Source organism: Bacillus sp. GM2, from assembly GCF_056155945.1.
Genome location: NZ_JBRKSZ010000008.1, coordinates 1,168,700 through 1,191,032, shown reverse-complemented (window position 1 = coordinate 1,191,032; position 22,333 = coordinate 1,168,700). Strand labels below are relative to the sequence as shown.

19 protein-coding genes, 1 pseudogene and 1 riboswitch are annotated in these 22,333 nt (G+C 46.2%); of the genes and pseudogenes, 7 read left to right on the top strand and 13 right to left on the bottom strand.

All coding sequences use genetic code 11. The features are described from left to right. Nucleotides 1-88: 88 nt before the first annotated feature. The 6 genes from ACVC9U_RS20660 to ACVC9U_RS20635 all read right to left on the bottom strand — a co-directional run bounded on the left by ACVC9U_RS20660 (nucleotide 89) and on the right by ACVC9U_RS20635 (nucleotide 6,066). Nucleotides 89-949 (bottom strand): glycerophosphodiester phosphodiesterase, encoded by an 861-nt coding sequence (locus ACVC9U_RS20660; protein ID WP_075751665.1) that lies wholly within the window; start codon nucleotides 947-949, stop codon nucleotides 89-91. A 139-nt stretch (nucleotides 950-1,088) separates the two neighbouring features. Continuing rightward, nucleotides 1,089-1,358 carry an excalibur calcium-binding domain-containing protein gene (locus ACVC9U_RS20655; RefSeq protein WP_075751666.1) on the bottom strand — a complete coding sequence of 90 codons (270 nt, stop codon included), beginning with the start codon at nucleotides 1,356-1,358 and terminating at the stop codon, nucleotides 1,089-1,091. Between the two features lie 142 nt (nucleotides 1,359-1,500). After that, the gene (locus ACVC9U_RS20650) at nucleotides 1,501-2,148 is read right to left on the bottom strand and encodes a hypothetical protein (protein ID WP_256700597.1); all 648 of its coding nucleotides are present in this window, start codon (nucleotides 2,146-2,148) and stop codon (nucleotides 1,501-1,503) included. Nucleotides 2,149-2,277: 129 nt separating this feature from the next. Then, a complete protein-coding gene (gene ltaS, locus ACVC9U_RS20645) occupies nucleotides 2,278-4,197 on the bottom strand; it encodes a lipoteichoic acid synthase (protein ID WP_075751667.1) in 1,920 nt (639 codons plus the stop codon). A 271-nt stretch (nucleotides 4,198-4,468) separates the two neighbouring features. Further along, nucleotides 4,469-5,026, bottom strand: a complete 558-nt coding sequence (locus ACVC9U_RS20640; protein WP_075751668.1) for a YfjD family protein — start codon at nucleotides 5,024-5,026, stop codon at nucleotides 4,469-4,471. Nucleotides 5,027-5,229: 203 nt separating this feature from the next. Further along, entirely contained in the window at nucleotides 5,230-6,066 is an 837-nt protein-coding gene (locus tag ACVC9U_RS20635) for a YitT family protein (RefSeq protein ID WP_071583650.1), read from the bottom strand. 84 nt (nucleotides 6,067-6,150) lie between these two features. Then, nucleotides 6,151-6,257, bottom strand: a riboswitch (guanidine-I (ykkC/yxkD leader). A 169-nt stretch (nucleotides 6,258-6,426) separates the two neighbouring features. Here ACVC9U_RS20635 and argR point away from each other — a divergent pair. The 6 genes from argR to ACVC9U_RS20605 all read left to right on the top strand — a co-directional run bounded on the left by argR (nucleotide 6,427) and on the right by ACVC9U_RS20605 (nucleotide 12,624). Next, nucleotides 6,427-6,867, top strand: a complete 441-nt coding sequence (gene argR / locus ACVC9U_RS20630; protein WP_020453463.1) for an arginine repressor — start codon at nucleotides 6,427-6,429, stop codon at nucleotides 6,865-6,867. A gap of 265 nt (nucleotides 6,868-7,132) precedes the next feature. Then, nucleotides 7,133-8,368 carry an arginine deiminase gene (gene arcA, locus ACVC9U_RS20625; RefSeq protein ID WP_441391463.1) on the top strand — a complete coding sequence of 412 codons (1,236 nt, stop codon included), beginning with the start codon at nucleotides 7,133-7,135 and terminating at the stop codon, nucleotides 8,366-8,368. A 29-nt stretch (nucleotides 8,369-8,397) separates the two neighbouring features. After that, nucleotides 8,398-9,405 carry an ornithine carbamoyltransferase gene (argF, locus tag ACVC9U_RS20620; protein ID WP_065644374.1) on the top strand — a complete coding sequence of 336 codons (1,008 nt, stop codon included), beginning with the start codon at nucleotides 8,398-8,400 and terminating at the stop codon, nucleotides 9,403-9,405. A gap of 53 nt (nucleotides 9,406-9,458) precedes the next feature. Beyond that, nucleotides 9,459-10,865, top strand: coding sequence for an arginine-ornithine antiporter (gene arcD, locus ACVC9U_RS20615; protein ID WP_441391462.1), 1,407 nt, complete (start codon nucleotides 9,459-9,461; stop codon nucleotides 10,863-10,865). Nucleotides 10,866-10,886: 21 nt separating this feature from the next. Further along, nucleotides 10,887-11,837, top strand: a complete 951-nt coding sequence (gene arcC / locus ACVC9U_RS20610) for a carbamate kinase (RefSeq protein WP_075751671.1) — start codon at nucleotides 10,887-10,889, stop codon at nucleotides 11,835-11,837. 109 nt (nucleotides 11,838-11,946) lie between these two features. Further along, entirely contained in the window at nucleotides 11,947-12,624 is a 678-nt protein-coding gene (locus ACVC9U_RS20605) for a Crp/Fnr family transcriptional regulator (RefSeq protein WP_020453468.1), read from the top strand. Nucleotides 12,625-12,678: 54 nt separating this feature from the next. On the opposite strand, the pseudogene ACVC9U_RS20600 reads toward ACVC9U_RS20605, so the two are convergent. From ACVC9U_RS20600 to ACVC9U_RS20580, 5 genes and pseudogenes are all read right to left on the bottom strand, one after another. Beyond that, a pseudogene (locus tag ACVC9U_RS20600) lies at nucleotides 12,679-14,114 on the bottom strand (glycoside hydrolase family 1 protein). A 23-nt stretch (nucleotides 14,115-14,137) separates the two neighbouring features. Next, a complete protein-coding gene (locus ACVC9U_RS20595) occupies nucleotides 14,138-15,457 on the bottom strand; it encodes a PTS sugar transporter subunit IIC (protein ID WP_065644370.1) in 1,320 nt (439 codons plus the stop codon). Between the two features lie 157 nt (nucleotides 15,458-15,614). Beyond that, nucleotides 15,615-17,006 carry a DUF4179 domain-containing protein gene (locus tag ACVC9U_RS20590; protein ID WP_441391461.1) on the bottom strand — a complete coding sequence of 464 codons (1,392 nt, stop codon included), beginning with the start codon at nucleotides 17,004-17,006 and terminating at the stop codon, nucleotides 15,615-15,617. Further along, nucleotides 16,976-17,545, bottom strand: a complete 570-nt coding sequence (locus tag ACVC9U_RS20585) for a sigma-70 family RNA polymerase sigma factor (protein WP_145653312.1) — start codon at nucleotides 17,543-17,545, stop codon at nucleotides 16,976-16,978. The genes ACVC9U_RS20590 and ACVC9U_RS20585 overlap by 31 nt, the downstream gene beginning before the upstream one ends. Nucleotides 17,546-17,640: 95 nt before the next feature. Continuing rightward, nucleotides 17,641-18,054 carry a hypothetical protein gene (locus ACVC9U_RS20580; protein WP_075751676.1) on the bottom strand — a complete coding sequence of 138 codons (414 nt, stop codon included), beginning with the start codon at nucleotides 18,052-18,054 and terminating at the stop codon, nucleotides 17,641-17,643. A 139-nt stretch (nucleotides 18,055-18,193) separates the two neighbouring features. Between ACVC9U_RS20580 and pepT the strand changes: the two genes are divergently transcribed. After that, the gene (pepT, locus tag ACVC9U_RS20575) at nucleotides 18,194-19,426 is read left to right on the top strand and encodes a peptidase T (RefSeq protein WP_441391460.1); all 1,233 of its coding nucleotides are present in this window, start codon (nucleotides 18,194-18,196) and stop codon (nucleotides 19,424-19,426) included. Nucleotides 19,427-19,582: 156 nt separating this feature from the next. On the opposite strand, the gene ACVC9U_RS20570 is transcribed toward pepT, so the two are convergent. Both ACVC9U_RS20570 and ACVC9U_RS20565 read right to left on the bottom strand, forming a co-directional pair. Then, nucleotides 19,583-21,061 (bottom strand): glycoside hydrolase family 32 protein, encoded by a 1,479-nt coding sequence (locus ACVC9U_RS20570; RefSeq protein WP_441391459.1) that lies wholly within the window; start codon nucleotides 21,059-21,061, stop codon nucleotides 19,583-19,585. 14 nt (nucleotides 21,062-21,075) lie between these two features. Beyond that, the gene (locus ACVC9U_RS20565) at nucleotides 21,076-22,311 is read right to left on the bottom strand and encodes an MFS transporter (RefSeq protein WP_441391458.1); all 1,236 of its coding nucleotides are present in this window, start codon (nucleotides 22,309-22,311) and stop codon (nucleotides 21,076-21,078) included. Between the last annotated feature and the right edge of the window lie 22 nt (nucleotides 22,312-22,333).

The following is a 22,333-nucleotide window of genomic DNA, read 5'->3' as shown; positions in this document are numbered from 1 at the left end:
CACCGACTTAGCAGGCCTGACAACGAATGTGAGGGTTTGTCGACACGCTGAAGCCTGCAGAGCGAACTGCAGGCTTTCTTTTTAGTATCTAGCGTACTTTCTTCGGAACATAGTCGGGAAAGTCTGTCACAATCCCGTCCACGCCGGCCTTTAAAAGCGGAGGCACTTCATCGCGGGAGCGGACGGTCCATGGCGTAATTTTCATGCCGAGCGCATGAATCCTCGGCACAAGCGTAGGATCAGCGGCCACATTTTTTAAGTTGGCGTTCACATATTTGGCATAGCCGGAAAATGCCTTGAGCTTTGCATCTGTTAAGTCCGCTGCTTTTGACGTTAAGACACCTGTCGGCATCGATGGGAGCAGCTGATGAATTTTGTATACAGAGTTGAAATCAAACGATTGTACAATGATTTTTCCATTTTTAGGCTTATCAATTCTCCGCTCTTTCAATGCCGCTGATACTTTTTCTTCGATTCCCGGATAGCGTGCAGGTTCTTTTAATTCGATCAGCATTCCAATCTTCCCTTTATACCGGTCAAGCACTTCTTCAAATGTCGGAATGCGCTCCCCGGCGAACTGCGGACCGAAGTAGCTGCCAGCATCAAGCTTGCGCAGCTCGGCAAGCGTCAAGTTCTTTACGGCGACCGGCAGCACTGAGCCGATGTCTGTCGTACGGTTTACGGTCGTATCGTGAATGACGACAAGCTCCCCGTCCTTGGACATTTGAACATCCAGCTCGATATAGTCCGCTTTCATCTGAAGCGCCTTTTCAAAGGCAGCCATCGTGTTTTCCGGAGCATATCCCGAAGCGCCTCTGTGCGCAATGACAGCCACTTTTTTAGGCTTCGCCGCCGGCTCTTGCGCTCCCGCATCCGGTGCAAACAGTGCTGACCCGATAGAAACCCCGATCAATGAAGATAACATCAATTTCTTTAATAAAGCTGACACATCATCCACTCCCCTTTTGCTCTTCTCTTGCCAAAGTATAGGTTCGCACTGTTAAGATTATGTTTCAGCAGTCTTTAATTTTCATAAATTTCCTGATAAACAAAAAAAGACCCCTCAGCAGAGATCTTTTTTGGATATATCAGCGTTCGCAGGCAATTTTGTCTTTATCGCGGTCCAGCTTTTTATTGGCGTCATAAAGCGCTTTTGAAACATACGGCTTGTATTTCGTTTTTCCGCCTTTGTTTTTGACCGACTTCGAACGTGCGACGCCGCCTTTATAGTCTTTGTTTAAAGCTTTGCAGTTTTTGTACGTTTTTACCTTCGTTTTTGCTTCTGCCACATCGCCGGCACCCCAGGAAAAACCGATGATAAGACCGGCAGACAAAAGACTCGCTGCTATTTTTTTCATCCCGTTTGACCCCTTTCGTCTCTTTCTTATGTATCTTTTACCATCATAAAATATTTCTCTTATTCACTCAAGAAAAAAATGACATTTTATTGAATAAAAGGTATGGTTTGAACAAAGGACTTTTCACACAAAAACCGGCGCTTTAAGCGCCGGCTTCATCAACATATTGATGTTCACATGTCTTTTTCAAAACAGCGTTAATCTCATAGGCTAATTCCTTCGGATGGATGCACAGCATGTCTTCCAAAGGACTGTTCCAGTTCCCGTTTTTAATCAATTTCAGCGCATAATGGCCGGCCGGACTGCACTCGGGATACCACTCTACATCGAGCAGAAGGCATTTTTCATCATGCCGCAGCTTCAAAAGATCCCGTTTGAAATCTGACCGCCAGGCCTTGCTGTCAGGCGCCAATTCATCGGGGTTTGTACCGGTTAATGAGTGATGCACAACCGTCCAGCCGGCCGGGATTCTAAGCCTCAGCAAATTGCGTGCGCCACCGGAAGCACGAATCCTATCTTCCAACCGTTCGACCAGCTGTTCATACGACGTGTCTGAATCCTCGCTAACCAGCGTTTGATCAGCATTTAGCATCCTGATGACGTACTTCAGTTCTCCAGCATATTCAACTTGTACCATTTTACCGGAGGTTTCATTCTCCAAGGTGAATAGCATACGGCGGAGATCGCGAATCGGCTTTTGATACAAATGATTTTCTTTCACCGTCCAGCCGGCCGGCACCATCAAAGGATGCAATTTAAAAAAATACTGAGATTTGGTCAACGTACTCACATCCTCTTTCCTTATTCTGTCCTCTTTCCTATCAATCTATGTGCCGGGCCGGCTTCTTAGAACAATGGCGGACCAGCACACAAAAAAACCGCCTGACTGCTTTATGAAGCGTCAGGCGGTTTTTCGTTTTTACTCGCCGGTTTTTTCTTTTCCGTAATGATATTTTGATGGATCAACAGGCTTGAAGTCCGAAATCTCGTGGAATCTTAACAGATCTTTATAGAGTACTTGGTCGGACAGATCCAGCTGTTCGGACACCTGTGATTTCAGGTTTTCCGTTTCCTGGTTGCCTTTGATCTCTTTTCCTGTCTTTGTATCGTATACGGTCGTATCAATCATCGTGTACTTCGGCGTTACATAGTTTCCATTTCTGAAAGCCACGGTTTCGTCGTGGTCTTTAGAAAAGAGGTCTGTACCAAAGTTGATGTATTTTTTGCTGTCAATACCTTGCAGGTGAAGAAGTGTCGGCATGACATCCATCTCACCGCCATACGTATGATTGACTCCGCCTTTTTTGCCCGGAACGCGGATCATAAGCGGTACGCGCTGATTCATCGCGTTTTGATACGGTGTAATCTCTTTACCTAATACTTCCTTCATCGCACGGTTGTGATTCTCTGAGATTCCGTTGTGGTCGCCATAGATGACGATGACGGAATCATCATATAATCCCGATTTTTTCAGCTCTTTAAAGAAATCTTCAAGCGCTTCGTCAAGATAGCGCGCCGTCTGGAAGTACCCGTCTACCGTTTTGTCTCCCGTCGTTCCCTTTTCAAGGGTGGCATCCTTTTCATCCAAAATGAACGGATAGTGGTTTGTCAACGAGATTAAATGCGCATAAAACGGCTGTTTGAGCGATTTCAGCTTCGGAATTGATTCTTCAAAGAACGGCTTGTCTTTCAAGCCAAGGTTGACGAGATTCTCCTCTGACATGTCATATGTGCTGGCATCGAAGAATTTGTCATAGCCAATTTGTTTATAGACCTGGTCGCGGTTCCAGAATGACTTGTAATCCCCGTGCATCACGGCGCTTGTGTAGCCTTCTTTTTGGTTCAGAATCGCCGGCAGGGACTGGTACGTATTTTGCCCTTTTGTTACAAACGCGCTGCCTTCAGGCAGTCCGTAAAGGCTGTTGTCCATCATCAATTCGGCATCCGCGGTTTTACCTTGACCGGTCTGATGGAAAAAGTTATCGAAATACATCATGTCATTCTGGCCGTGCGCCAGCTTGTTCAAAAACGGAGTGACTTCTTTTCCGTTCAGCTTATAATCGATCAAAAACGTCTGGAAGCTTTCCAAATGAATCTTGATGATGTTCTTGCCTTTTGCTGCGCCGAAATACTCGTCATTCGGTTTCGCATAATGCGAATTTGTATAGTTGATGACGCTCGTCAGGTCGTCGCTGCTCGCGTATGCCTTTTGGCTCGCGTTTTGGGCAGCCTGAACACCATCATAGATCATGTAATTGTAAGGCCCCAAATACTTGACGATATAATTCCGGTCAAATGTTCTTGTCAAAAGCTCCGGACGGTCTGTCTCAGCAACTGCAAGGTTGATGAAAAACAGCGCCACTCCGCCGAGAACGACAGTTGCAGCCCATCTTTTTTTCAGTTGTGCCGCCTTCAGTTCAGGCAGCTTCACACATAATGCAATCAGAATGATCAAATCGACGAAATAGATAACGTCATGAAATGCCATGATGTCAAAAACGCCATCCGACATGTTGCCGAGGTTTCCGGCTTGTTTTAAGTTTGCAAACGTCAAAAAGTCATCAAAGAAACGGTAAAACAGGATATTTGCATATAAAGCAAACGTCATCACCGCATCAATGATGATGATCCATATCGCCGACCGGCGGCCTTTTGCAAACAAAGCCAAACCGAGTGCAGCAATCGTGAAGCTGAATGGGTTGATAAACAGCAGCATTTGCTGCGTAGACCCTTTCACACCTAAATTAAACTCTAAAAAGTAGGAAGCATAGGTTTTAGCCCATACAAAAACAACAGCTAACAAAAAAAAGCTTAGCTTATGAGAGAATATTTTTTTCATGATAACCTCTACCTTTTTAACTTTTTTCAGACCGCTTTCTGTTTCAGTCAATGAAGCGTGAGGAAACGATAATATATCATTCTACTAAAAGTCTCGGCGGTTTTTCAAGCACGTCCACGGTGAAATCCCCCCGGCTTCCCTCACTCAAACAGTCCACGTCTGCGTAAAAAAATTCCGCATTTAAGACTACGGCCTCTAATTAAGACGAATGAATTTCCCCAAAGGTTTCAGTTATTTTCATTCACCTCGAAAATTGCTCTTTCCCGGACGATTAAATATCTTTATGAAATTCATTTAAATAAGCTTTTCTTCGCGCTTCTGTGAACCGGCCGATCCAGTCCGCACGCGCTTCCTCCGTCATATAGGGCAGAATGTACAGCTCGACCGCTTTATAAAATTCCGGTTCAGGAAGAATGTTGTACGTCGGAATCCGAACCATGCCGTTCCCGCGCGTCTCTATCAGTATATCCATAAAGAAAATGCCTTTCGGGCTGCAGCGGTGCTGCGCCATTTTAAGGCTTTTGATGTCCTTGAACAACACAGATTTCTTCCCTGAGAACAGCCGCCCGTCTTCTCCCTCGATCATGCTGAAGATGATGTTTCCTTTTTTCGTGAAGACCGGAAATATCATTAGAAAAGTAATCAAACCATAGATGATCCCGAAAAGTCCGACTCCCAGGTACAGCAATGAATATTTCGATTCGAGTTTTATTGCTTCATAAAAGAGCCATGCTCCGACCAACCCGAAACCTGCCGTCCCCGCAAAAGCCCATACTCTAAAGAACATTCGGCTTTTCACATCAATTGGCTGTTTTTCTTCCTGTTCCAAAAATAATAGACCTCCTTTACTTCAGCAAGCGGATTTCTATATTAATGATATTCATGCCACAATCTACCTTACCACAGAAACCGGTTTCTGCATAAAACTTGCAGTGTGAGTGATCACGTATTCGTCCAATCAGCAGACGATCTGTCCCTCATCAGACCCGATGAATACAAAAAGGCTCCCGGCCATCTGCCGGCAGCCTTCCCCTATTTTGAAATATCAACAAATCCCTCGCCGAATACATCCCTGACATCGTGGATGATGACAAATGCTTTTTTATCTGTGCTTCTTATAATTTTCTTGAGCATGGACAGCTCTTGTTTATTAATGACAATGTATAGAATTTCTTTGGAATCGCCCGTATAGTGTCCGCGTCCCGTTAATATCGTGACGCCGCGGTCCATCAAGGTATTGACCTGCGCGGCGATCTCGTTTTTATGCTCGGAAATGATCGTGATCGCTTTTTTCGTGTTGAGTCCTTCGATAATGAAATCCATGACCTTTGTGGCGATGTACAGCATGACAATCGTAAACATCAGCTTTTCAGCTCCGATGATAAAGTAGGAACTGAACACGACAACTAAATCGATCATCAGCAAGGCATAGCTGATGTTCCAGTCAAAATATTTATTGGCGATTCTCGCGAGAATCGCAGACCCGGCAGTGGTTCCGCCGACACGGATGATCATGCCGATGCCGACGCCGGCAAAGACCCCGGCAAAGATCGTGCTGATGATCACTTCATCAGCCGGCACCGTCCAATCTTCAGTGACGTGCAGAAAAAATGAATTGGCCGCCACCGCAATGATGGTATAAATCGTCGTTTTTTTATCCAAAAAGCGATAGCCGATCATCAGAAGAATGCCGTTCAGCACAAAGTTTGTGATGCCCGGAGACCATTCAAAAACGTAGTATAAAATCAGCGTGATCCCCGTGACGCCGCCTTCTCCCAAGTCGTTCGGGATGGCGAACAGATTCACGGCTAACGCAAAGAAAAATGCGCCTATCACAATCAGGATCATGTCCATTGCTTTCTTTTTCATATTTGCATCCCCTTCCTTATCCGTAGTCGATTTCCTGTAAAAAGTAAAAAAGCCCCGGAGAGAAGCTCTTTGATCAAGAGCAAAAACTCCTGGGCTTTTATCCCACCGTGTCATAACGATATCTTCGCTATGTGTTTTCTCTCGGACCAGACCAGCGCGGAACGCACTGCGGAACCCTAGAAAACCACCTTTTCTCTGTTATCAATTTGTCATCTTCAAGCATTATAAGTGAAATTTTGGGGTCTATCAACCCCTTTATCAGCCTGAAAGATTTGTTTTTTTGTAAAATAGCTTCCATCTGCCGGCAATAAAACCGTCCTATAATAATAGATATACGTGTTTTGCCTGGGAGGCGCTCTTATGAACAAACAAAAACGGCAATGGCTCATCAAGCAAACCATTCTCGAACATCCGGTAGAAAATCAGGAACAGCTGGCATCCCTGCTGGAAAAACGCGGCATCGCCGTTTCGCAGTCTACCATTTCCCGCGATATTAAAGAAATGTATCTTGTGAAACAGCCCGGTGAAAACGGAAAGCTTGTCTACACGACAAATGCTTCTTTATCCATCAATCCTTCTAAAATATTAAAAGATAAAATCTCCGACGTTGTCCTGCATGTGCATCGGACGGACAACTTGATCATTATTAAAACGATGCCCGGCAACGCCCATGCCATCGGCGTCCTTCTTGATAAGCTCGGAAGCCCGGAAATGCTGGGCTGTATATGCGGGAACGATACATGCCTTGTGATTTCCCAATCGCCTGAGGCAGCCCAATCATTTTGTGATCACTTATGCTGATCCGGCCGTCCGGATCAGCTTTTTTTCCCCTCAAAAAAAATTTTTCAAAAAATCCCCTTTAAAAATATACACGTTTTATACGTTCTATTCTCTGCTCCTGCAAGGACTCATTTTCGATTTATCATAATTATTCATTTTTATTTTTGCTTCATCAAAAAACATGTGAAATATATCACGTTTTCGTTGTTTTCGCTTTCACATCGCGCTTTTCCTTCCTGTTTTAAGCTGTACATGTAACAAAAAGAGCTTAGGAGGCGGGATGATCATGACAACACCGATACACGTTTACTCTGAAATCGGCCCTTTGAAAACCGTCATGCTGAAGCGGCCCGGTCGGGAACTGGAAAACCTTACACCCGAATATCTGGAAAGGCTTCTCTTTGACGATATTCCCTTTTTGCCAGCGGTGCAAAAAGAGCATGACCAATTTGCAGAGACGTTAAAGAAACAGGGAGTTGAAGTTCTTTATTTAGAAAAGCTGACGGCCGAAGCCTTGGATGACGCTTTCGTCCGCGAGCGGTTTATCGATGAGCTTTTAACAGAAAGCAAGGCGGATATCAACGGCGCTTACGACAGGCTTAAAGAGTTCTTGCTCACCTTTGACGCCGATTCGATGGTCGAACATGTGATGAGCGGCATTCGAAAAAATGAGCTGGAACGCGAAAAGAAATCGCATCTTTATGAGCTGATGGAAGACCATTATCCATTTTATCTCGATCCGATGCCAAACCTTTACTTCACAAGAGATCCGGCGGCCGCCATCGGCAGCGGACTGACCATCAACAAAATGAAAGAGCCTGCTCGCAGGAGAGAGTCGCTGTTTATGCGCTACATTATCAATCACCACCCGCGTTTTAAAGGGCATGAGATTCCGGTTTGGCTTGACCGTGATTTCAAATTCAATATTGAAGGCGGAGATGAGCTTGTCTTAAATGAAGAAACCGTAGCGATCGGGGTATCAGAACGGACAACGGCTCAGGCGATCGAGCGTCTTGTCCGGAACTTATTTCAGCGGCAGAGCCGGATTCGCCGCGTACTGGCCGTCGAAATACCGAAGAGCAGAGCCTTTATGCATTTAGATACCGTCTTCACGATGGTTGACCGTGATCAATTCACGATCCATCCCGCCATTCAGGGGCCTGAAGGAGACATGCGGATCTTCGTTCTTGAGAGGGGAAAAACGGCAGACGACATTCATACGACTGAAGAACACAATTTGCCGGAAGTGCTGAAAAGAACGCTCGGCCTTTCAGATGTCAATTTGATCTTCTGCGGCGGCGGAGACGAAATCGCTTCAGCCAGGGAGCAGTGGAATGACGGCTCCAATACACTCGCGATCGCTCCTGGTGTCGTCGTCACCTATGATCGGAATTACATTTCTAACGAATGTTTGAGAGAACAGGGCATTGAAGTTATCGAAATCCCGAGCGGGGAGCTTTCAAGAGGACGCGGCGGCCCGCGCTGCATGAGCATGCCGCTCTACCGCGACGATGTGAAATAGACAAACCTAAAGAAAAAGGAGAGAGATCCATGAACCAAACGATTGATTTAAAAGGCAGAAGCTACTTAGCTGAAAAAGATTTTTCAGAAGAAGAAATCCTCTATTTGCTCGACCTTGCCCAAAAATTAAAAGAAAAAAAAGCGCAAGGCATCAAGCATCGCTATTTGGAAGGCAAAAACATCGCTTTGCTGTTTGAAAAGCCTTCTACAAGAACGCGCTGCGCTTTCACGACAGCCTGTATCGACCTCGGTGCACATCCCGAATATTTGGGCAAAGACGACATTCAGCTCGGCAAAAAAGAATCGATCGAAGACACGGCCAAAGTTCTCGGCCGCATGTTCGACGGAATTGAATTCCGCGGATTTGAACACGAAAAAGTGATTTCCCTGGCAGAGCATTCCGGTGTGCCGGTATGGAACGGGCTGACCGATTTATGGCATCCGACGCAGATGCTTGCGGACTTTATGACAGTGAAAGAACATACGGGACGCGTAAAAGGGATCAAACTCACCTATATCGGCGACGGCCGGAACAATGTCGCCAACAGCCTGCTCATCGGCGGCGCCAAAGTCGGCATGGACGTAAGAATCTGCTCGCCTCAAGAGCTGTTCCCTGATCAGGACATCGTTAAAATGGCGGAAGCGTTCGCCGAAGAATCCGGCGGAAAAATCACCGTCACAAGCGATACAGATAAAGCCGTGTCCGGAGCCGACGTTCTGTATACGGACGTCTGGGTATCCATGGGAGAAGAAGACAAGTTCGCTGAAAGGATCAAACTGCTCAAGCCTTATCAAGTGAATATGGATCTCGTCAAGAAAACAGGAAACGACAACGTCATCTTCCTGCACTGTCTGCCTGCCTTCCACGATCTTCATACAACTTACGGACAAAACGTTTATGAACAGCACGGCCTTAAAGAAATGGAAGTGACGGACGAAGTGTTCCGCAGCAAACACTCTAAAGTGTTCGATGAAGCTGAAAACCGCATGCACACAATTAAAGCGGTCATGGCAGCGACACTCGGCGATCTTGACTGACAGGAAAAGGGGCTCATTCCCTTTTCCATTCTATACCGAATGAGGTGACAAAAATGGCGGAAGAAAAGAAACTTGGGCTGTTTGCACTTATCGCGCTTGTCATCGGCTCGATGATCGGCGGGGGCGCCTTCAACCTTGCAAGCGACATGGCTTCAGGAGCGGGGGCGGGAGCCATTTTAATCGGCTGGATCATCACCGGAGTCGGCATGATTGCCCTGGCCTTCTCTTTCCAAAACTTGACGACGAAAAGGCCTGATTTAGACGGCGGTATTTTCACTTACGCGCGGGAAGGATTCGGCCATTTTATGGGGTTTAACAGCGGCTGGGGATACTGGTTCGCAGCCCTTCTCGGCAATGTCGCATACGGAACGCTGCTGTTCAGCGCAGTCGGATATTTCATCCCTGCGTTTGGAAACGGACAAAACGTCGCATCGATTATCGGTGCAAGCGTAATCCTCTGGTGCGTGCACTTTTTGATCCTGCGCGGGGTACAGTCCGCTGCCATGATCAACTTAATTACGACCATTTCAAAACTGGTACCGATTTTTGCTTTCATTATCGCCATTATCTTTGTGTTTCATCTTGATTTATTTACGAACGATTTCTGGGGAAAAGGGCTGTCGCTCGGTTCCATCGGGACACAGGTCAAGAGCACGATGCTGGTGACCGTCTGGGTGTTTACCGGAATTGAAGGGGCCGTCTTATTCTCAAGCCGTGCCAAAAAATCGAGCGATGTCGGCAAAGCGACTGTCATCGGCTTGATCAGCGTACTCGTGATTTACGTCATGATTACGATGCTGTCGCTCGGCGTCATGAATCAGCAAAACTTGGCCGGGCTTCCGAATCCTTCAATGGCCACGATCATGGAGCATATCGTCGGCAAATGGGGAGCTGTGCTCATCAACTTGGGATTGATCATTTCCGTATTGGGCGCCTGGCTGGCCTGGACATTATTCGCGGGCGAACTCCCGCTGATCGCGGCGCGCGAAGGGGTCTTCCCGAAATGGTTCGGCAAAGAAAATAAAAACGGTGCGCCGACAAATGCGCTGACTTTGACAAACGCCATTATCCAGCTGTTTTTGCTGACGTTTCTCATTTCGGATGCGGCCTACCAGTTTGCATTCTCCCTGGCTTCCTCGGCCATCTTGATCCCGTATCTGTTTTCCGGGCTTTATCAGCTTAAATACAGCTGGCTGCACAAAGAACCTGACCGGGGCAAAAACCTCATCATCGGGATCATCGCAAGCATTTACGGCGTCTGGCTCGTCTATGCCGCAGGACTTGATTACCTGCTTTTGACCATGATTTTATACGCTCCCGGCATTCTCGTATTCCGGGCTGTCCGCAAAGGAAAAGAAGGCCCCGTCTTCAATAAAGCCGAGCTTTTGATTGCCGCCGCGATTCTTATATTGGCTGTCATCGCCGTGATCAGGCTGGCTGCGGGAAGCATTTCAATTTAACAAAACAGAGGTGATGATCAAATGAAAAAAAGAAAAATTGTCGTGGCACTTGGCGGTAATGCCATCCAAACCGGAGATGCCAGCGCAGAAGCGCAAAAGCGCGCGCTTGAAGAAACGGCCATGTATTTGGCGGATATGATCGACAGCGGTGCTGAATTAATCATCACGCACGGAAATGGCCCACAGGTCGGAAACCTGATGATTCAGCAAAAAGAGGCGGATTCTCCGAAAACGCCGGCGATGCCGCTTGAAACTTGTGTTTCCATGACCCAGGGAATGATCGGCTATTGGCTGCAAAATGCCCTTGACCGGGCGCTGCATGCGAAAGGGAAAGGCGGACATGCGGCAACTGTCATTACCCGTGTCGCCGTCCGAGGCGATGATGAAGCATTCCGCAACCCGACAAAGCCGATCGGTCCGTTTTACAGCGAAGCAGAAGCGAAAGAACTGATGAACAGCCGCAACGGCGGCCTCGTTTTTAAAGAAGATGCCGGAAGAGGCTGGCGCCGCGTCGTACCGTCTCCAGCTCCGGTATCGATCCTTGAACATGATGTGATCAATGATCTTGTCGAACACGGACACATCGTCATTGCGGCCGGCGGCGGAGGCGTTCCCGTCATTGAAAACGGCGATGCCGTCTCCGGTATTGACGCCGTCATCGACAAAGACTTTGCCGCCTGCAAACTGGCGGAACTTGTGCAGGCTGACGAACTGGTCATTTTAACAGGTGTCGACTATGTTGCCGTCGATTATTTAAAGCCGACAGAACGCGCGTTGAAACGCGTCACCACCGAAGAACTGAAAGGTTATATAAAAGAAAAGCAATTTGCAGAAGGAAGCATGCTGCCAAAAGTCAAAGCAGCCATCCAATTTGCTGAAGCCAAAAAAGGCAACAAAACGGTCATCACATCCCTGAAATTAGCCAAAGACGCTCTCCAAGGAAATGCCGGCACGATTGTCGAACAAGCCTAAAAGCAAAAGGAAGGGCTCGGGGAGGGTTCTTCCTTTTGCCAATCGTCAAAAACAAGTAAAATTTAAACTATATAGCCGCAACATCAGAAAATCGATAAGGGTGGTCCATATGAAGAACAAAGACATCGTACATCAACTGAAAAAGTTTCCTCTTCTCGCTTCCCTGAATAAAAGAGATCTGGAAGATATGAAACAGTTTATCTATTGGCGCACTTACCATAAAGGCCAGATATTATTTATGGAAGACGACCCCCGGGAACGAATGTACCTTCTTCTCGACGGCTTTATCAAACTCGAAAAATCAAACGAAGCTGGATCCATGTTTTATACCGACTATGTACGTCCTCATACCCTCTTTCCATTTGGAGGCTTGTTTCGGGATGAGCATTATCACTATGCCGCCGAAGCCTTAACAGATATTGAACTCTACTATATACCCATGAACATCTTCGAAGATCTCGTCCGGGACAACAAAAACCTGCTTTACGATATTCTCAATCATTTATCAGACATCCTTGCCCTCCACGAGGAAAGGCTGAAGCGCATTACACTCTCCCATGCCCATGACAGGGTCACACAAGCCATTTACTATTTAACCGAAAGCCTCGGCCAAAAAGAAAGCAATTCAACCGTCATCAACTGTCCGATCACCGCTGCGGAAATTGCCAAAATCTCGGGGACATCCCGCGAAACCGTCAGCGCCGTCCTGAAAAAGCTCCGCTGTGAAGGCGTTATCAGTCAAATGAACAAGCAGATTATGATCAATCGGCCGGAGTATTTTATGTAAATCATATATGAGAAATCATCCCGGCGACAAGCGGGATGATTCCCCCCGCCGCCTTTATTTATACCGGAATTCCTCTGTTTCAAACCGTCTGTTTTTGATGATATCCCGATAAAAGTAAGCTGATTTTTTCAGCGCCCTGCTGCGGTTGTCCTCCAATCGAATCTCAACAAGGCCGTAGCGGTTTTTAAAGGCGTTCATCGGAGAGACGTTGTCCGTGAACGCCCAAAGCATATATCCTTTGCAGTTTGCGCCGGCGCCGATCCCTTTCATCACCTCCCGCAAATGGGCCGAAATAAAATCGATTCTGTAGTCATCCTGAATGACCCCCTCTTCATTTTTAAAACGCTCCTCATGTTCGACGCCCATGCCGTTTTCCGCAATCAGCCATTCGATATTTCCGTATTCATGTTTGATTCTCATCGCCATATCATAGACAATTTGGGGATAGATCTCCCATCCTCTGAACGGATTCATCTTTCTGCCGGGCAGCTCAAAGTATTCATAGTAATATGCGGGATGAAATGGCGTTGAGTCATTCCACTGTCTTGATGGAGCTTTTACACGGCGGGGGTAATAAAGGTTAATGCCGGCAAAATCTACTGTATGCTGTTTGATGATATCAAGCTCCGTCTCATCATGGTCAAACAGCATATCGTGTTTAACCAAGAGCTCCATCAATTCATCGGGATAGACGCCTTTGATGCTCGGATCCAAAAAAACCCTGTTAAAAAACAAATCATAGATGCGGGCCGCTTTTTGGTCATGAGGCGCGCTTGATCTCGCATACGTGACCTCAGGATTTAAAATGACGCCGATTTTTGCGCCTTCTCTAAAAGCGGGCTTCCTTTCCCGAAAAAGCTCCACGACCTTTGCCGTCGCCAATGCCTTATTAAAATTCCATTGCATCCATTTTTTCGTGTTCTGCTCATATGGATATCGAATCGCATCAAGGAAAATCCGCGTTTGCGGGACAATTGGTTCATTAAAAGTAAACCAATATTTCACCCTGTCTCCATACCGTTCAAATACTTTTTCCGCGTATGCCGCAAATAAATCTATGACATGTTTAGACCCCCATCCTCCGTATTTCTCCATCAAAACTGCGGGAATCTCATAATGCTCAAGGCAAATCATCGGCTCCACACCTGACGTAATCAGCTCATTGATGACATCGTCGATATAGCCTGCGTACACTTCGTCAACTTCTGCTGTTTCATAATCAATCAGAAAGCGGGACCAGTTAATCGATGTCCGGTAATGTGTCAAGCCGATCTCTTTCATATGATGGATATCCTCTTTATAGCGGTTATAAAAATCGGTTGCCACCGCCGGTCCGTATCCGTTATGCCATACATGCGGATCATTCTTGTACCACATATCCAAATAAGAATCTTGTGACGGCCGCTTCCCGTCCCCCCCTCTGTCTGCCACGCCGACGCTGCTGCGCCGAGAATAAAATCGTCGGGAATCTTCCACGTTTGTCTCGCCATTTCGTTCGCTCCTTTCAACGCCTTTACATGGAAACATTTTTTTCAGAACTGACCGTAAGGCTTCGATTCAACAACATTACAAACGGAAGATAAATAAGGGCGGAGACGATGATGCATACGATTTGTGTGACGACGGCGCCGAGGCTTCCTCCTGTCGACAGCCAGGCATTGATAATCGGCGGTGTCGTCCACGGCACCATGACAACAGCTTTTCCGGCAAAGCCCGCCGCTGTCGCGATGTAACCGATCGCACCCGTCACAAGCGGTGTCACAATAAAAGGAATCGCCATTAACGGATTCAACATGACGGGAACCCCGAAGATCACCGGTTCATTGATATTGAAGATGCCGGGACCAAATGAAATTTTTGTAATGCTGCGCATATCCTCCCGTTTCCCCGCGATAAAAATCGCGATCAACAGGCCGATCGTGACGCCGGAACCGCCGATGCTCATGTACACATCCCAAAATGGCATCGTAATGATATTCGGAATCGATTCGCCGGCAGCGTATGCATTCATATTGACGGTAATCGAAGCGAGCAGCAAAGGCTCCCTGATCGGCTTCACCATCTGGTTTCCGTGTATGCCGATGACCCAGAAAAACTGTGCGACAAACACGAGCAGCAAAATGCCGGGAAGGCCTTGAATCGCGCCCTCAAGCGGTTTTTGCACGACATTGTACACAGCTTCATGAAGGTATACGCCCGTCAGCCGATGAAAAGCAAATCCGAAGCTGGCGATGATCGTGACAGTAATAATCGAAGGAAATAAAGTGCCGAACGAGACAGAGACATTGGCCGGCACGCTGTCCGGCATTTTAATCTTGAGCCGGTCCATGCTTGAAAGCTTGCTGAAGATTTCAACAGACACAATCGAAATAAACATCCCCAAAAACAGCGACTTCGGATCCGTAAATTCCTTGGCCAGCACGTTAACCACTTCCTGCATCGAACCGTTCACTTCCAACAGCACCGTCGATGGAATGACAGAGATATAGGACATCAGCGCCATTAAGCCGGGAAAAAATGATTCATGCCCATTCAGCTTTCCGAGCTCTATCCCGATCAAAAACACTGCGCCGATCGTAATAAAGTTCAGCGTCGCATAATTGATCGACGCCATAATCGGCTCAAGCGCAGACAAGAACCGAAAAGGCTTGAAAACCGCAAGTCCCGTCTCGGGGCTCATCACCATATTCTGCATCAAAACCGCAAACGCCCCGGCAATGATGACCGGCATCAGCGTGACAAACGCCGACTTAATGACCATGATGTATTTGAAGCTTGTAATTTTAAAAGCGACCCGCTCAAACACCTCGGTCACCTTCGCCATCCTGCTCATTTGCTCTCCCCCTTTTTTTGGTGGTTTGCTTTTACTTTACAATGAAAACGCTTTCTTTTCGGTGCATATTTTTTCCTGTGGGAGAGGAAATTTTTCAGGTTGGGAGGCCAGCAAAGCAGACAACCCGCCGTTTCATTGAAACAGCGGGTCATCTATTTTACTGTGGCAATTGCACTTTGATCGGCTTAAACGGTGTAGAGTAAAATGCGCTTAAATAACCAAAGTCGACAGCAAGCGAATATTGGTCAAGGCTGAAGCTTTTCGCTCCAAATTCACCATCTAACGTAAAGTCTGATCGGAATCGGAGTTTTTCAGGATCAAGCACTTTTGTAAAATTACCTTTTACGCTGTGTCCCATCGGCGCCTCGTCAAAGCCTTTATAATCCGAATCAACCAGCGACATCGTTTCTAAAAAATTTTGCATGCTGTCAATATCGATCTTAGATTGATCGACATGTTTCAGATGATAGTCGACAGACAGTTTGCTTCCGTTTTGTTTCACCTGATCAACGGCAATCTGGAAATCATGGCGGTCAGCGCTCAGCGCGGCGGGCGTATTTGTGAGAGGCAGCGTCTTTTCGGAATCGCCCATACTGCTGCTCGCCTCAATCTTGAGGTATGTTGTTCCTTTATTCACTTTTCCAAGGATCAGCCTTTCTTCGTGACGAACCTTGTTTCCGTTCTTTGTACTGTCTGTCGTCCACTGCCCTCCGCTTATATGAGGGATTTCGTTCCCTTTATCATCGGTCACTTTTATAATTGATGTACGATCGTTTGGATATTCCTCTGAATTGGATACTTCATAGTCGATGACAGTCGATTCTTTTCCGAGAATTACCGTTTTTACGGCGAGTTTATGGCCATCAGCCGATTGTGTATTGTTTTTGGTTATAGGGAGCGTTTTATACGGCAGTTTATCAACCGGAATGTCGAACTTCCATTTCCCTCTGATTCCGTTAATGTCTGTGATCGTAACCGGGAGTGTCAGTTTATCGGGAATATGTTTGTCTGGATAGCCCATTTGAATGTAGCCGGTATAGCCGTCCTCTGTTTTCTTTATGTCTCCTTGAGAAGCGATAGCCCATTTGCGCTCGCCATTAAATAATGTGAAATGAATCATGCTCGCTCCATCATCTAAATCTTTTCTTGTATCGCTTTTTACCTTAAACGTCATACCGATGATTCCGCCGTCAAAATAAACGCTTGTCGCCGTCACGTCTATGTTGTTGCTGGACGCTTTCTCGTTCAGTTCAGTGACAAGCTGGTCCGCCACCAAGTTTTGACCGACATAGTCGTGGAATTGTTGATACGCTTTTCCAAACAGCGGGACGTCAGCCAACACGCTTTGCATCGCTGGGGAAACGAAGCCGCTCCCGAGAAGGAGCACGGCGGCCGCGCCTGAAACAAAAACGGTCCTTTTCACGGCGCGCTTCGGCCGAAACGTTTTTTCCCGCTTGGCCCGCTTGATGCCTTTATCGATTGATTCTTGGATTTCTTTTGCAGGAACATCGATCTTGTTTACTTCGTTTTTGAACCATTGTTTGTCCATGCGTCTTCTCCCCCAGTCAGTAGTTGTTTTAATTCTAGCTTCGCTCTTTTCAAATAGGTCTTAACGGTTCCTTCGGGAGCATTCATCACCCCGGCGATATCATGAATTGGCAGATCGTGATAATAAAATAGAATGATGGCGGTTTGATATTCTTTTCGCAACCGCTGAACAGCTTCAAGCATCCCCATTCTGTCGTCCGCATCCATCTCCTGCTCCTGGCCTTCATCCTGCAGCGGCCTGTCCATTAAAACCACTTTCTTTTTCTTGTCCAATAAGGCATATGCATGATGAATGAGGATTTTCGTCAGCCATGTCAAAAAGTATTCGGGATTCCTCAGCTGGGCAATCGATAAAAATGCCTTGTACGCCGTCTCCTGTACGATATCTAACGCGTCCTCCTTATTTCGCACATATATGTAAGCTGTTCTGTAAAGCTGATCGCTGTGCTTTTGAAACAGCATTTCAAAAGCTTTGGCATTGCCTGCGACAGCTTTCTTAACTAATCTGATTTGCTTCACTGCTGCGCCTCCTTCAAACATTAGAGAGGGGAATTGATGAGAAAAGTTTCAAAAGAACGGAATTTTTTCTCTGCATTAAAAAAATCCGCTATTTCACCGAAAATAGCGGATTCTGTTTATTTCTTTGTCAGCGTCACTTTAGAAGTTCCGGTTCGGCCGAGCGGTTCCTGTTCATGTTTAAGCTCTTCCCTCAGCTCATTCATACTTGATCGTTTGATTCGATATACGGCTTCAAGCCGAACCAAATATTCGGCCCTTGTTTTGAAAGCATGAATGATTGAGATGATCCAAACGATAAGCAAGGCTTTCATAGCCAAATCGAAGAGGAACGTTCTGGCTGTAAAAGCAGCGAATAAAACAGCCGCTGCATATCCGATCCCGGCAAATAACCATTTTCTTTGTTTCGTTCGCGCTGCGATATAAATAAATGCAAACCAGCTTAAAAATCCAAAAGGAACCCATGTGAACACAAGCCAGAATGAATGTGCAAACTCCCATTTCGTTCCTTCATTTGTATAACCTTTAGCCATTTTGATACTCCCTTACAATTGTGATGATCCTTTAGAACTATATTATACTAAATTTTCCTATACAGGAATAAAAGTTTTCGATTCGCCCGCCATGAATGATAAGATAAACATAAAACCAACAATTGGAGATGAAGGAAACATGAAGAACAAACTGATTGAACGTCTCATTTCTTATGCGAAAGTGGATACGCAGTCAAATGAAAACAGTCAGACGACGCCTTCCACTCCCGGGCAGCTGACGCTTGCCAATATGCTTGTTGAAGAGCTGAAAGAAATCGGCATGAAGGACGTCACAATCGATGAAAACGGCTATGTGATGGCGACGCTTCCTTCGAATACGGAAAAAGAGGTGCCGACGATCGGCTTCCTGGCTCATGTGGATACAGCAACAGATTTTACCGGAAAGAACGTCAATCCGCAGGTTATCGAACAATACGACGGAAAGGACATTGTGCTGAATGAATCCCTCAATGTTGTCTTGTCGCCCAAGGAATTTCCCGAGCTTGCAAATTACGCGGGACACACGTTGATCACAACCGACGGAACGACTTTGCTCGGCGCCGATAATAAAGCGGGGATCTCTGAAATCATGACGGCAATCGAATATTTAATTGCGCACCCCGAAATCAAACACGGGAATATCAGAGTCGCTTTTACGCCTGATGAAGAGATCGGCAGAGGGCCGCACAAATTTGACGTCGAGGCGTTCAACGCCGCATTCGCGTATACGGTTGACGGCGGGCCGCTCGGCGAACTGCAATACGAAAGCTTCAATGCCGCAGCCGCGAAAATCACTTGTAAAGGAACGAACGTCCACCCCGGCACAGCAAAAGGAAAAATGGTCAATGCCGCCAAAATCGCGATGCAGTTTCACGCCGGACTTCCGGAAAACGAAGCCCCTGAATTTACAGAAGGTTATGAAGGCTTTTATCATCTGCTTTCAATCAAGGGCGATGTTTCTGAAACGAGCCTCTCTTATATCATTAGAGATTTTGACAGAGACCGATTTAACGAGAGAAAAGCCACCGTCCAAAAAATCGCAAACGACCTTAAAGCCAAATACGGCGAAAACAGTATTACAGTAGACATGAATGATCAATATTACAACATGAGGGAAAAGATCGAACCGGTCAAAGAGATTGTCGACATTGCCTATGAAGCTATGAAAAATCTGGACATCGAGCCGGTTGTGAAACCGATCCGCGGCGGTACAGACGGCTCCCAGCTCTCATACATGGGGCTTCCTTGTCCGAACATTTTCACAGGCGGGGAAAACTTCCACGGAAAATACGAGTATATTTCCGCCGACAATATGGTAAAAGCCGCGAATGTCATCGTGGAAATTGTGAAGCTGTTTGAAGAAAGAGCGTAATACGAAAAAAACGCGGAAAGCGGCTGCAAGACAGCCGCTTTTTTTGCCAGATCAATCTTTATCTGCGCTTTGCCGAAATTAGAACATGTTGCAAGGCGGTTTCTTTTTGGACCGGCATAAAGTCGATTAACATCTCACCGATGCTAAAAATTCTGCTCATTTGGCTTCATTACCTTTCCAAATATCTTTCAACGTCCAGTAAGTGAACTCTTCAACCCGTACATTGCCTTTCTCAGAAAACAGCTCAATCCCGGCTCTTCCTTCTTTAGGATATATGCGGCTGGTCATTGTCGCTTCACCATGGTTTGCAAATACTTCAATTGACGATCTGTCAAGAAACAGATGCAGGGTGAGCTTCTCCTCCGCTTCAAGCCGTACGTTTCTGACACCGTCCCGTGCTTTGCCGGACTTTGAACAGTCGAGCGTCAGCTTTTGATCAACCAAGCTGTACTGGATGATTGTCTCTTCCTGATCAATCCCCCGAATCTTTAAGCCAACCGTTTCGGCACTGCAAATTGTCAAATCAAAAACGGCTACCACTTCAAGAAGCTTTTCGGCTGTCTTGATCAAATAGCTGCCGGAAATCGATTGATTGGCACATTCATGATGTTCTGATTCACGAAGTAATTGAGTCTCCTCGACGGGGTTCATTAAAATTTTGTGATCATCCTTCAACGTCAATTCACGCGGCAAAGTTAATGCCCCGCACCATCCGTCTGCTTTCGTCGGCATCTCTGACTCCCACATATCCATCCAGCCAATCGCAATTCTGCGCCCTTTGTCATCCAACAAAGTTTGCACGGCATAAAAGTCATGGCCATGGTCCAATTCCTTAAAGGAGCCATGGACAAACTCATTCGTTTCTTCATCATAGTCTCCAACCAAATAGCCTGTTTGATACAGATTTTGATATGAATCACCATCCGCCTCTATACCCTGAGGGGAAATCAGCAAAATGTGTTTGCCGTCTAGTTCAAAGAAATCCGGACATTCCCACATAAAGCCGAGACTTCCGTCGCTTTGGGCGAGGACGCCTGCATATTCCCAATCTACAAAGTTAGGCGAGCGGTATAAAATGACCCGGCCGACATTTTCTTTTGAGGCGTTTCCGATCACCATATACCAGGTCTCACGATGCCTCCATACTTTCGGATCGCGAAAGTGGCGGGAGCTGTCTTCCGGCGGCTCTGCGATGACAGGGTTTTCTTTCAGTTTTTCAAAGGCGATACCGTCTTTGCTGACTGCTATATTCTGATTTTGATAGAAATCGTCTTTCTCTTCATCGATCATATTATGCCCTGTATAGATTAAAGCGAGATCGCCGTTATATTCGACTGCGCTTCCTGAGAAGCAGCCGCTCTCATCAAATGCATCGCCAGGGGCTAAAGCGATCGGCAAGTGTTCCCAGTGAATGAGATCCCTGCTCTTCAAATGGCCCCAATGCATCGGCCCCCAATTCTCATCATACGGATGATGTTGATAAAAGACATGATACTCCCCTTTATATTGAATAAGTCCATTTGGATCATTTATCCAGTTTGCCCGGGGCATCATGTGATAGCCCATTCGGTATCGGTGATTCACTTTTTTCACGGCTTTCTTCAATGCTTCTTCTGCCTGCTGAATTCTATTCATCTGTGACATCCTTTCTATATATGCTTTCTTTGTAGACTTTGAACAAATTCAACGTCCTTCTTTGAGTCTAGCAAGGTGAAAATCGAAATAATGGTGAAACAAAGAACCATTGTTCCCATGATGAGATAAGTGTGGCGAAATCCGATGCTGTCGTATAAACCTCCCGCAAGCGGCGAAAAAATCGACGTGCCTACCTGGGATGCGAATTGAAAGCCGACAAGATAAAGTACGGACGAAAGACGATTATCAAAATTAGTCGCCAAATATTTAAACACCGCAATCAGCATAATCGGCAATTCTAAAGCATGAATGAGTTTCATCGATGAAATTCCGACCGGTCCGCTGACAAGTCCGGAGCCGATAATGCGGAAAGCCATTAACAGCCCCGCTAAAATCAAACTTTTTTTAGGACCAAGCTTATTGACGATGAAAGGCGCAAGAAACATCATGCCCGCTTCAATGAATACTTGGAATGAGTTAAGGTATCCAAATATTTGGTTCCCCAGGGCCGGAGTCGGAAATAAGGAAGCGTAGTAAAGCGGAAACTGCTGGTCATAGACGCCGTATACGCAAGTTACGCCGATCACGTACACCATCAAAAACCAGAAATCTTTTAAGAGAAAAAGAGCTCCCACGTCTTTTAATCCGACCGAGTCTGCTCTTTCCTTTTCATCATCTGTCATCTCAATTTTTACGGAAACAATAATGGCCACCAATATGACTGCTGAAACGGACGCTACCCAGAAGTTGATATTCGGATCGATATTGAACAGCTGACCTGCAAAAAATGTCGCCGCAGCCCAGCCGAGGGACCCCCACATCCTTGTTCTTCCATATTCAAATTGATATTTGCGGCTGACCTTTTCAATAAAAGTTTCAATCGCGCCGATTCCGGCGAGAAAAGCAGTTCCCAAATACATTCCGCCGACGATAGCCCCAAGAAAGACATTGTATTGCAAAAGCGGCCCATAGACGAAAATATAAAAGGGACCCGTCAATACGAGAAGCAAACTGATCATAAATAATATGTTTTTCTTCAGCCCGAGCTTATCAGAGATAAAACCGTACAAAGGCTGCATGCACAAAGTAAAGATAGCGTTTACAGAAAAGATAATGCCCGTCGCGGACCCGTTCAAATTGATTTCTTGCCCTAACCAAATCGCAAATAAAGAATAGCTGGAAGACCAAGTAAAAAAGAAAAAGAAAAAATAAGCGCTTAGTTTCCAATACAGACTGTTTGAGCTTTTCATTTTCATTTGCTCCTTTAACCCG

Bases quoted from the DNA above. Each gene is read 5' to 3' on its own strand.
- ACVC9U_RS20655 (WP_075751666.1), bottom strand. From the start codon at position 1,358: ATGAAAAAAATAGCAGCGAGTCTTTTGTCTGCCGGTCTTATCATCGGT.
- ltaS (WP_075751667.1), bottom strand. From the start codon at position 4,197: ATGAAAAAAATATTCTCTCATAAGCTAAGCTTTTTTTTGTTAGCTGTT.
- ACVC9U_RS20635 (WP_071583650.1), bottom strand. From the start codon at position 6,066: ATGAAAAAGAAAGCAATGGACATGATCCTGATTGTGATAGGCGCATTT.
- argR (WP_020453463.1), top strand. From the start codon at position 6,427: ATGAACAAACAAAAACGGCAATGGCTCATCAAGCAAACCATTCTCGAA.
- arcA (WP_441391463.1), top strand. From the start codon at position 7,133: ATGACAACACCGATACACGTTTACTCTGAAATCGGCCCTTTGAAAACC.
- argF (WP_065644374.1), top strand. From the start codon at position 8,398: ATGAACCAAACGATTGATTTAAAAGGCAGAAGCTACTTAGCTGAAAAA.
- arcD (WP_441391462.1), top strand. From the start codon at position 9,459: ATGGCGGAAGAAAAGAAACTTGGGCTGTTTGCACTTATCGCGCTTGTC.
- arcC (WP_075751671.1), top strand. From the start codon at position 10,887: ATGAAAAAAAGAAAAATTGTCGTGGCACTTGGCGGTAATGCCATCCAA.
- ACVC9U_RS20605 (WP_020453468.1), top strand. From the start codon at position 11,947: ATGAAGAACAAAGACATCGTACATCAACTGAAAAAGTTTCCTCTTCTC.
- ACVC9U_RS20595 (WP_065644370.1), bottom strand. From the start codon at position 15,457: ATGAGCAGGATGGCGAAGGTGACCGAGGTGTTTGAGCGGGTCGCTTTT.
- ACVC9U_RS20590 (WP_441391461.1), bottom strand. From the start codon at position 17,006: ATGGACAAACAATGGTTCAAAAACGAAGTAAACAAGATCGATGTTCCT.
- ACVC9U_RS20585 (WP_145653312.1), bottom strand. From the start codon at position 17,545: ATGTTTGAAGGAGGCGCAGCAGTGAAGCAAATCAGATTAGTTAAGAAA.
- ACVC9U_RS20580 (WP_075751676.1), bottom strand. From the start codon at position 18,054: ATGGCTAAAGGTTATACAAATGAAGGAACGAAATGGGAGTTTGCACAT.
- pepT (WP_441391460.1), top strand. From the start codon at position 18,194: ATGAAGAACAAACTGATTGAACGTCTCATTTCTTATGCGAAAGTGGAT.
- ACVC9U_RS20570 (WP_441391459.1), bottom strand. From the start codon at position 21,061: ATGAATAGAATTCAGCAGGCAGAAGAAGCATTGAAGAAAGCCGTGAAA.
- ACVC9U_RS20565 (WP_441391458.1), bottom strand. From the start codon at position 22,311: ATGAAAAGCTCAAACAGTCTGTATTGGAAACTAAGCGCTTATTTTTTC.